The sequence below is a fragment of the bacterium genome (genome assembly GCA_024228115.1).
Classification (GTDB): Bacteria; Myxococcota_A; UBA9160; order UBA9160; family UBA6930.
The window spans coordinates 1-10,312 of sequence record JAAETT010000416.1 but is presented as its reverse complement, the minus strand read 5'-3'; the positions used below and the strand labels follow the sequence as shown (position 1 = coordinate 10,312).

Genomic DNA, 10,312 nt, shown 5'->3' with positions numbered 1-10,312 from the left:
CGACGTGACTCCCTTGCTACTCAGCAAGCGATCTTGGGATCCTTGGCAGAGGAAACCGGAAGCCAAGCACAGAGCGCCATCGAAACCCCCGCTTTCGGCCTTTCTGGCGCCAACCGGCACCAAATTTCAGCACCCTGCTAACGGTTTTGGCGCTCAAGTCGTCACCTTCGACCGCCAGAGCTGCGTGCTCTACAAGAAGGCGCTCGACCAGCACCTCCCGCCCGAGACCTCCGACATCGTCATGTCGGTGAACAGCGGAGAAGACGATTACGCCCCTTACCGCCGCGACCGCGATGCCGAGGAGAAGCTCCTGGATCGCTTCCGGGACCCCAACGACCCCCTGAAAATCATCATCGTCACGTCGAAGCTGCTCACGGGCTTCGATGCCCCGATCCTGCAGACGATGTACCTCGACCGACCCCTGCGCGATCACACCCTCCTCCAAGCGATCTGCCGAACAAACCGCCCGTACGGTCAATTGAAGACCCACGGTCTCATCGTCGACTACCTCGGGATCTTCGACGACGTCGCCCAAGCCATACAGTTCGACGAGGAAGGCATCACCAAGGTCGTCTCGAACATCTCCGAGCTCAAGGCGAAGCTGCCTGAGGCCGTGCAGAAGTGCCTCGAGTACTTCCCCGGTGTCGACAGAACTGTGACTGGCTACGAGGGGCTGATGGCCGCGCAGGAGTGCCTGCCGAACAATGATGTTCGGGACCGCTTCGCTGAAGATGTCAGCTACGTGGCGAGGCTGTGGGAGGCGATCTCGCCCGACCCGATACTTGGGCAGTACGAGACGGACTACCGCTGGATCGCCCAGGTCTATGAGTCGGTCAAGCCGGTGTCCGCCACGGGGCAACTGCTCTGGCACCGCTTGGGCGCGAAGACGATCGACCTTATCCACCAGAACGTGCATGTCGATGCTGTCCACGATGATCTCGAAACGCTGGTGGTCGATGCAGATCTTCTCGAGGCAGTGCTTGGAGCTCCGGATCCCAAGAAGAAGGCCAAAGAGATCGAGATCAAGGTTGTTCACCGGCTTCGGAAGCACATCCACGACCCGCGCTTCAAGGCGCTGGCAGAGCGGCTCGAGGACCTGAAGAACCGGCACGAGCAAGGTTTGCTGGTCAGCGTCGAGTTTCTCAAAGCGCTGCTGGAACTTGCACACGACGTCGTTGAGACCGAGAAGGCAGTGCCTCCTATGGAGGAAAAGGAGCGCGGGAAGGCGGCGCTGACCGAGCTGTTCGAAGAGGCCAAGAACGGAGACACGCCGATCATGGTCGAGCGCGTCGTGAACGACATCGACGAGATCGTCCGAGAGGTCCGCTTCGACGACTGGCAGAGTACGCACGCCGGCGAGCGCGAGGTGAAGATGGCCTTGAGGAAGACACTGTTGAGGTACCAGCTTCATCAGGACGCGGGACTTTTCGGCCGCGCGTTCGAGTACATTCGCCAGTACTACTGATCAGAACGCTTCTGCTGACGGGAAGCATATTGCGGCTCTGTGGACTTCGTGGATTGGAAGGGCGAGAAGCCCATCACCGTCCGTTGGAGATTGAAGACGTCCCTGTCGGAGGCACTCTGGTGCTCCCTTCAAGGGGCACCGGCTTAGCGCACCAAGGTGCCGTTTCTCTTCGCGCCTCCGACGCGACCCCGAGATCATGCCGTATCTCCCGCGTTGGCTGCTTCCATGGCCTTCTCCTTGATCGTCACCATCTGGAACGAGAACCCGCCCAGGAAGTAGGTCAGCCACTCTGTGTAGTCGCCGGTGCGGTCCGCGCTCCGTAGGGCTTTGTAGTACCGGTCGCGGTCGCGGTTGTAGTAGCCCGAGAGCTCGAAGAGGTACTTGAAGTCGTAGCCCCGCTGGTAGAGGAGCAGCGTGGTGAGCATGCGCGCCGTGCGCCCGTTGCCATCGATGAAGGGGTGAATCCACACGAGCCGATGCTGGGATATTCCGGCCTGAATCACGGGGTGGACCCAAGTATCCCCGTCGCCGTTGTTGCCGTAGTTCTTGCTTTCTTCGATCCAACGTAGAAGGGAGGCCACCTCTTCTTCGACCTGCGCCCAGTGCGGTGGCGCGTGATGTACGACGGTCTCGCCGTTCACCACGTCACCTACGCTCACCTCTTCGCGCCGCAGCTGCCCCGCATAGCGGGAGCCCCCGCGGACGCCATCTACCAGCAGCCGGTGGAGGTTGAGCAGGTCTCCCTTGTTGAGAACTGCCGATCGGTCTCCCTGGAAGCCATCCAGCGCTTCGAAGGATCGAAGGTAGTTGCAGAACTCCCGCTCACTGTCGTGCAGCGCCCGGTCGGGCAGCTGTTCGGCCAGTGCGAATGCCTCCTCGAGTGTGAGTGTGTTGCCCTCGATCTGAACGCTGTTGAGAGCCTCCTGCACCTGAGCCTTGGCGCGGACTCCGTGGATCCAGTCGGGGCGCAGGCGCACCGCCTCGAGGAAGCCAGAGGTGCTCTCGATCGCCTTGATCTGGCGCTGGATCTTGGGGGTGAGGGTGAACTGCGGGGAGAAGATCACAGGGGCTCCGGGCCATTGGGATGCAATGAGTCATTGTACAGCGAACGCTGCGTTCACCGGCCAGGATGGGTTGTGTCGCCGCGGGCGTTCAGGTGGCTCACGGGAACTCCATCAACATCGCCTCACCCTCACTGATCCAGTTCACCGCGACGCCTCGAACCGGAAGACCTCCAGCGCTCTTCACCGCCGCCGCGTAGGCCTCCAACTGTGGCCAGTACACTCCGAAGCGCTCCTGTCGGTCCTCGATCTGGTCCGACTTGTGATCGAACACCCAGGAACCGTTGCTTGTTTCGACGAGCAGATCCATTGCGCCGTGGACGGTGCTTCCATTCTCGTTGACGGCCAGGAACGGGACCTCGGTGCGTATCGCGGTCGGGTTGAGTTCTTGGGTCAGCCACTCTTCGAATTCGACGACGGCTGTGCAGATGGCGTCGGTGGCGTCGTCGGGTAGCTCCACGCCGGTACCTCTGGCGAGGAGTTCGCGTCGTTCGGGGTGGCCGAAGAGGATTTCGAATGCGCGGTGCAGGAGATTGCCGCGTTCGGCTGGGTTGCCTGGGAGGGTTGCTTCGAATGGCTGGGCGTAGCTCACGGTTCGGAGAGAAGCCGGAAGTGGAAGTGCCGCGGCGTGCAGCTCAGAGGGAGCGATCTGGTCTGGGGTAAGGGCACTCGGATCGGGCGCATCGTTGAGAACGATCGCGCGACGGCCCAGCGTGGGCAAAGGAAGCTCGACCTCGGGAACCTGGGGCTCGTCTCCTCCGGGTTCTGCGTGGATGACACGGCAAGGGTAGGTTTCGCCTCCCGCCGTCAGGCCCTCGGGCCCGAGTTCGAGTCCGACGGCTTCGCGCAGGAGCGACCAGTAGGTGTTGGCCTCGTCGGCACCGGATTTGAGCTTCTCGCGCAGGTACTCGGGCCACTGGAGGATCAGGCTCTCGCGGGCCCGGGTGAGCGCGACGTACAGCAGGCGATGAGCGTTGCGATTTCCGCGGCGTCTGAGGGGTTTCTTGAAGCGGTCGCTGGCTTCGGGGGATTCGAACTCCGGAGAGATCTCGAGGGCGGCTCGGTCGAGGATGCCGTCGAGGTCATCGAAGTCCTCGAACCAGACGGTGATGTCTGGCAGCCGCGGCTCGACTTTTTCATCGAGGCCGGTGAGGAGCACGATCGGCCACTCGCGGCCCTTTGCGGCGTGCCAGGTGGCGAGGACGACGGCAGTGTCGTCGCGGACGCGGGGCTCGGGCCGTTTGTTTCGGTCTTCGCGGGCATGCAGCGGGAGCCAGGCCAGGAAGCTCTTCGGGCCGGCTCCGTGGATTCCGGCGCTCGCAAGGGCCTCCGGCGGCGCTTCGTGAAAGTGGGTGGCGTCGGCATGGAGCTTGAGGAGATCGGCTCGCGCGGCAGCGGCATCCGGCCAACGGGCGATTTGATCCCAGAGGCCGAGTGCCTCGCATAGTTCGGCGAGCAGCGTGGGCACGCTTCGGTCAGAGGCACCGGCGATGACTGCGTCGAGGCAGGTGAGGGCCGGGTCGTCGAGGGCGGTGCCGTCGAGGAGTGCAGAGAGGGCCGGGCCAAGCTCGGATTGGCCAAGTTCGGTGACTGCGACAGCCAAGGCTGCGTGGCGATCGGCTGGGTCCGCAACGTAGGCCAAGGCCTGGCAGGTGAGTCGTACGATCGGGGAATCGATCCAATCGTCTTGTTGACGGCGGACTCGGATTCCGGCGCTGCGAAGGGCCTTTCCGAATGTGTCGAGTGATGCGTGTTTCGGAGCCAGCACCGCAATGTCGCTGCCGCGCAGGCGGCGATGGCATTTCAGATCGGCGTCCCAGACGCGGGCTTCTTCGTCGTCCAGGAGAGCCCGGATGCGGGCGACACTTTCGATGAGGAGAGCTGACTCAGCCTTCCTTACCTTGCTGCCGCCTGCCTCGATGACCTGGAGAGCAGAGAGTTCGCTTTCGAATTCGGCACGGCTCTCGAGGGTTACGTAGTCCTCATTGAACAGCCCCTTACCGACGCAGTTCAAGAAGGCCAGGAGTTTTTCTTGTGAGCGCCAGTTGGTGGCAAGGGGGTCGGTGCTTTCGGGGAATTGGACGGGGAGCTGTTCGAATAGTCTTGGGTCGGCGCCTTGGAACCCCATGATCGCCTGCTTGATGTCGCCCACCACGAGTGCCGGAATGCCTGCGTCGTGGAGGCGCCAGAGAAGGGCGAATTGGAGCGGGTTGGTGTCTTGGAACTCGTCGATCACCAGGCAATCGATGCGACTGCTGAGTGCCTTCACCACATCGCTTCGCTCTGCAAGAAGCTGCCAGGGTTCGGCGATCATGTCGGTGTAGTCGACGAGGCCGCGCCGGCGTTTGGCTTCGCCGAAGCGAGCGAGAGATTCGTCGGCTGCACGGATCAAACTGCGGAGATGATGGATCGCGTCCTCGAGCGGCCCGGGATGATGTGCGAGCTGGGCGGCAGCCTCCATCACTTCCGAGGCGAGTTCATCGTAACCTTCGGGAGTTGGCCCACCTCGCACGCTGATCCGCAGCTTGGAGAGCGACTTCCAGAGACTCCAATCGTTCGAGAGGCGATCCCCTTCCGCGGCCTGCGCGAGGGCCCGGTGATCCTTCCGGAACGCTTTGGTCGCTGCGTCGTTGCCCTCGAACTGCGGCACGAGGCTATCTGGGAAGCGCCCGCGGATTTCTTCTACGGCGCCTCGCAAACGTTGCTCGCAGCGGGCCGCATCACAGGTTGGCCCATACAGCTTTCGGAGAAACGCTTCGCTGGCATCTGCGAGATGGACAACTTCGCTTGCCCCGCGCGATCCGTGGCCAATTTCGCGCAGTTTCTTGATGACTTCAGCGACGCGCCTGCGAAGGGAAGCTTCAGCCGATTGCTTGCTCCCAAAGTCGTAGGTGTATCCGAAGTGACCCAGGTGATGCATGACGAAGTCGAGTTCGCTCGTTGCGGCGAGTTCGACGCCGATCAGAAACCCCGCCTCGTCGTCCGTGAGAAGCCGCGGCGCGGGCGATACTCCAGCCTCGAACGCGAACTCGCGCAGCAGCCGTGACCCGAAGCCGTGAATCGTCGAGATGTATGCGCGGTCGAGGCTGAGGGCCGAATCGAGCCGCCCCGAAGACACCAGTTCACCGCGGATCCGCCCACGCAACTCCGCAGCAGCGGCTTCGGTGTAGGTAACGGCAGCGATTCGTTCGGGAGCGACGAGTTCGTCGTTCACCCATTCGGCCAGCGATTTCTGGATCCGGTACGTCTTTCCGGAACCAGCGCCTGCCGGAATGATCGTCCGCATCGGAAGGCTCACGGGGATTCCTCCTGGGCTGCGCCTCTGCGGTGCAGGAAGATCCGCAGGAGCGGGTTGTCTTCCAGAGCGTATATTTTGATGCCCCAGTTCTTCTGGAAGGTCTTGTCGTCCTCTTCGTGGTTCAGGCACACACGGCCTCTCGCAACCTTGGCGACTTGCTCCTTCAGCCTGTCGAGTGCGCCCTTCGACACATCGTTTCCGAATGTTTCGAATTGGGCGAGGCCAGTTCCTTGTCGCGAAGGACCGTCTGACAATGCGGTCTGGTCGTTGAGCGTGTAGTAGAGGACGTCGATGCGTGGCGCCCTCTTGGCTGCCTCTCGAAGCGACGGGTGTTCCGCTCCTTCTGGCCCGCCGGTTTCGAGCATGGCACGGTAGAGCGACGCCTGAAGATCGAACGCGGATTCCATGCGTGTGCGCCGACCGCCAGAGCTGCTCTTTTTGTAGTCGACGACGCTGAGCGATCCGTCCGGGTGCTGCAAGACGACGTCGGCCGTGCCGCGCAGGGGGAGCGGGCGACCGCCATTTGCATTGGTCTCCACCTGGGGGAGCGTGCCCTTGAGTGTCACCTCGCAGGCAAGGATGCGAGCGCCCAGCCCGTCCAGCATGCGCCGCCACGCGAGAGCGGCCTCTTCGAGGTCTTGCTCCAGCCGGAAACGCTCGATTCCCCACGTGTTCCCGGCGGCAAACGCGGCATTGGCTTCGATGGCCTCACCCAGCAGAGCCGGTATCTGCTTCCGGATTGCATCTTCAGAAGGAAGGGAGGAGTCGGGGACGAAGAGCCCCTCGAATACCGCGTGAGCGAGGGTTCCCTGAATCAACGGGCCGAAATCTTCTGGTGCCCATTCGCGCGGCTGGAGATGGGCGCGATCGAGCAACCAGGCAAGGGGTGAGACCAGCAGCGTGTCGAGGCGGCTCGGGGAATTCGGCGGATGTTCGCCGTCCGTGCTTCCGATCAGGAGGAGGTTTCGGCCCAGTTCGAGATCGCTCGAGTGGATCTCCCGCGGCGGCTCCGGGGTGGCGGAATCAGCAATCGCGAGGCCACGCGCCTTGTCGAGCCCGTCCGTACCGTCGACGTCAATCACGAGAGCTTCATCTTCATCGATCTGATCGATGTGCTGGGCAATGAAGGCAAGGCAGCTCGAGAGCGCCAACTTTTCGCCGGCGGTATCGCGGCGTGGGATGAGGAAGGTGACTTCCTCGGAGGCCACTGACAGTTGCCGTCGAAAACGCGCACGTCGATCGGCCAGGATGTCCGCGCCGGTCGCGAGCTGGAAGCCGGCTCCCGCGAGATCTCCGAGATCGCTGTCCGTGAAAACCGGCGATACGGGGGCGTCAGCGGGGTAGTGCCCCGCAGCGCAGCCGATCACGATGAGGTACCGCGCATCCCGCCAGGGCTCGAGTGACTCATCGAGGACGGTGATGCCTTCCTGGGTGTGGGGAGGTTTGAACTCGGATTTCAGTCGACGCGGAGTAGCTGCGCGCTCGATCCGATCCCAAGGGATCTCGTTCTCCGAATCCAGGATCGCCGCAAGTTCTTCGCAGAGCCTCCGGACATCGGACAGAGTCGAATTGAGCTCGTCTCCGCCCTGGAGGAGTTCTGTGAAGGCGCGTAGGCGGCCGGTAAGGTGGTTCGGGCTGTCTGCCGGACGTGACAAAACGATGCGAAGCGCCTTCGTCGAGGCCTCTGGAGCATCCGCATCGAGCCGGGGCCGATGGCCCTGCATGACTTGATCCGCCAAGGCCATCCCGGTTGCGGCATCCCACGGCTGAAGGGGTGACGAGAGCAGCGTGGCCTGGGCCATCGCGGGTGCACTCGTACGCTGGCAGAGAAGAAACGCATACACGGCTTCGTAGGCGAGGTCGCGCCGCGGGGGCTCGATTTCGATCCCTGCCAGAGGCAGGCCCGCTGCATCGAAACTGGAAGCGACGGCGGCCCGCGTGAACGCGTCGTTCGGCAGGAGCAAGGCGAAATCCGAGGGGTTCAGCTGGGGCTCCCGGTCGAGGGCTTGCTGAACCATGCCGGCGGCAACTTCGGCTTCTTCGAGCGGATCTCGCAAGCCAAGGAACTGCACGCTCTCGTCGAGGGGCACCGATCCTTCAAGATCGCCGAAGATCCGGCGCTGGAGGTGGCCGAGCGCCGAGCTTTCCGATGCCCGGGGTGTGTTCTGAAACGATGCTTCGAGCGCCGTCTGCAAGGCCGGGTCGGGCGCTTCGCCACCGGCTTCGAGGTCTGCTCGCAGCTTTTCCAGGACCGCGAGCTGCCAGGCATCCAGACGCGGATGGTCTTCGATCCGACAGACTGCGATGTGACTGGACGCTTCGGCAGTAGGAACGGCGAGCAGGGCGCGCGCACCGGCCATTTCAGGGGGCAAGGTTTCGCCAAGAGCGTCGTGCAGGCGCGCCAGATCAGTGATGTGGCGCGCAGCGCGGCCCTGCAGGCCAGCCATGGCGCCGGTGGCTGCGTCGGCCAGCCGGGTGCCTGGAGCGACCCCTCTCAAGACGTGTAGAAAGCTCGCCTCCACGGCAGCCGCGGTCTCGTCGGGGGCCGCTTCGAGGCTCTTCGACCAGAAGGCGGTCTCTACTTCCCCTAGCGCATTGCTGAAGCTGGCATCCCAATCGCTTCCTGGCGAACCGACGAGGTACGCCTGCTGTGCGCGCTCGAGCAGATCCGCCCAGCCACCGACTGCCACCCCGATCAACGCACCGCGCTCCGCGAGGGCCCGGCGGAGCCGCCTCGCAGCGCCGCGGTCGGGAGCGAGCAGGAATTGGAGGGTCTCGAGCATTGGGCGGAACCTTGCGTGCGCGGCGATCTTTGGAAAGGGGTGCGAGGTCCGGCGATCATACACGGAGAAGGAATGGTTCTCCGGGCCTGAGGTGCCGGGGGGAAGGGCGCGAGCCCAGGCGAATCCCACCTCCGGCACCAGGTGGGCCTGGGCGAGCGTTTCTCGAGTGGGTTCATTCGGGCTGCTGCATCCCGATCACACACCCTTTGGAAGGCTGATTCTCGTGGGCGATGAGTCCATCGTGAAACGGCTACCAGCGAATGTTTCGCGAGATCAATTCCTCGAACGTGCCTGGCAGTCCTCCTCACGCCTGAACGGACGCCGATGCTAGGCTTCGCCCTTCATGTCGGCCGAACCCAAGATCCTTACGCCAGCCCTCCTCGAACATCTCGAGGCTCGGTTCCGCCTCGACTGGCGCGGCATCCACGGTGTCGCGCATTGGGCGCGGGTGCGCTGGAACGGGCTGCGGATTGCCGAGCGCACGGGAGCGGACACGCGGATTGTCGAGTTGTTCGCGTTCCTGCACGACTCGCAGCGAGAGAACGACGGCTCCGACAAGGATCATGGCTTGCGGGCGGCGAAGGTGGCCCGGGATCTGAACGGGCACTATTTCGACCTCGACGTTGGAGACCTCGACCTGCTCGCGTTCGCGTGCCAGGAGCACACGTTCGGGGGGACAAAGGCGCATCCGACGGTGCAGACCTGTTGGGATGCAGATCGGCTGGATCTCGGGCGCGTGGGGAAGCGGCCGGATCCGGCGCGGCTGTGTACGGAGGCGGCGCGGGATCGCGGGCTTATTCAAAAGGCGTGGGAGCGGAGCGTTCGGTGCCGGGGCTGGTAGGCTGAAGCAGTTGCAAGGAGCCCCGCGATGCGATCTTCACACTCCAGGGTAGGCCCGTTCCTGGCCGCCGTTCTCTTGTTGCTTCTGCCCGTTGGCATCCGCGGGGCAAGCGACGAGCCCGCATCAACCGAGTGGCTCAACGACGACTGGGATGGCATGCATCGATTCATTTCACAGGGAACAATCGTCAAGGGACACAAGTTCGGCTTCATCAAGCAACAGGGTTCATGCGACGTCGACAACCTCTGGCTTTCCTGGTCCACCACCCAACAGGTGAGTGACCTCGAAGCGGTTGAAGCAAGAATCCAACTCACGGTGGCCACGACGTCGATTCAGGTCCCCGTAGAGCTGGTGGGCTCAGCACCGCTCACACCCACGACGACCGTCGTGGCGTTCTCGAATTTCGCTGCGGGTGAGGAACTGGTGAAATTGCTGTCCAACGGGGGAGAGGTGGTGGTGAAGCTCGCGGGCCCCGAAGAACTGGTCTCCCGCTTCGAGGTGCTCGAGGATCGGTTCGCGCTTGGCGGTTTTGCCGCGAGTAGAGAGGCGGCCGAGGCGGCATGCCAGCGCGATCGAGAGGGATCGGAAGCCTCTGCTGACGCTCGGGAAGGCGTCGATCGGTAGGCGGCAGCGGCGTCCTACCTCGGATATTCCCTTTCATTCGGCGGCGCGCAATTCGCTTGCACGATTGGAGCCAGGGCCGGAAGAACCGGCAGCCGACCGGGGGTTAGCCTGAACTATGCACGAAAGTTGGCTGAGAAGCTGGCTTTCCAATGTTTCAGCGTGCCGCGCGGCGATTGACGCTGACGGATCTCGTTTTGGGTGGTCGATGCCCATTCCGTGGCGCGAATGCGGAGTGTGCTT

At 63.3% G+C, this 10,312-nt stretch carries 5 protein-coding genes and 1 pseudogene; 3 read left to right on the top strand and 3 right to left on the bottom strand.

Going from position 1 to position 10,312, the window contains the following annotated elements:
• Window positions 1-139: 139 nt before the first annotated feature.
• Window positions 140-1,465, top strand: a pseudogene (locus tag GY937_17870) (type I restriction endonuclease subunit R).
• 194 nt (window positions 1,466-1,659) lie between these two features.
• Here GY937_17870 and GY937_17865 read toward each other — a convergent pair.
• The 3 genes from GY937_17865 to GY937_17855 all read right to left on the bottom strand — a co-directional run bounded on the left by GY937_17865 (window position 1,660) and on the right by GY937_17855 (window position 8,607).
• On the bottom strand, window positions 1,660-2,529 hold the full coding sequence (locus GY937_17865) for a Fic family protein (GenBank protein MCP5058573.1): 870 nt from the start codon (window positions 2,527-2,529) through the stop codon (window positions 1,660-1,662).
• A 97-nt stretch (window positions 2,530-2,626) separates the two neighbouring features.
• Window positions 2,627-5,824 carry a UvrD-helicase domain-containing protein gene (locus GY937_17860; protein ID MCP5058572.1) on the bottom strand — a complete coding sequence of 1,066 codons (3,198 nt, stop codon included), beginning with the start codon at window positions 5,822-5,824 and terminating at the stop codon, window positions 2,627-2,629.
• Entirely contained in the window at window positions 5,821-8,607 is a 2,787-nt protein-coding gene (locus GY937_17855) for a PD-(D/E)XK nuclease family protein (GenBank protein ID MCP5058571.1), read from the bottom strand. Before GY937_17855 ends, GY937_17860 begins: the two co-directional genes overlap by 4 nt.
• A gap of 343 nt (window positions 8,608-8,950) precedes the next feature.
• Between GY937_17855 and GY937_17850 the strand changes: the two genes are divergently transcribed.
• Both GY937_17850 and GY937_17845 read left to right on the top strand, forming a co-directional pair.
• Entirely contained in the window at window positions 8,951-9,448 is a 498-nt protein-coding gene (locus GY937_17850) for a hypothetical protein (protein ID MCP5058570.1), read from the top strand.
• Window positions 9,449-9,475: 27 nt separating this feature from the next.
• Window positions 9,476-10,072: a hypothetical protein gene (locus GY937_17845; GenBank protein ID MCP5058569.1), complete on the top strand. Its 597-nt coding sequence runs from the start codon at window positions 9,476-9,478 to the stop codon at window positions 10,070-10,072.
• Window positions 10,073-10,312 lie beyond the last annotated feature (240 nt).

Bases quoted from the DNA above. Each gene is read 5' to 3' on its own strand.
- GY937_17855 (MCP5058571.1), bottom strand. From the start codon at position 8,607: ATGCTCGAGACCCTCCAATTCCTGCTCGCTCCCGACCGCGGCGCTGCG.
- GY937_17850 (MCP5058570.1), top strand. From the start codon at position 8,951: ATGTCGGCCGAACCCAAGATCCTTACGCCAGCCCTCCTCGAACATCTC.
- GY937_17845 (MCP5058569.1), top strand. From the start codon at position 9,476: ATGCGATCTTCACACTCCAGGGTAGGCCCGTTCCTGGCCGCCGTTCTC.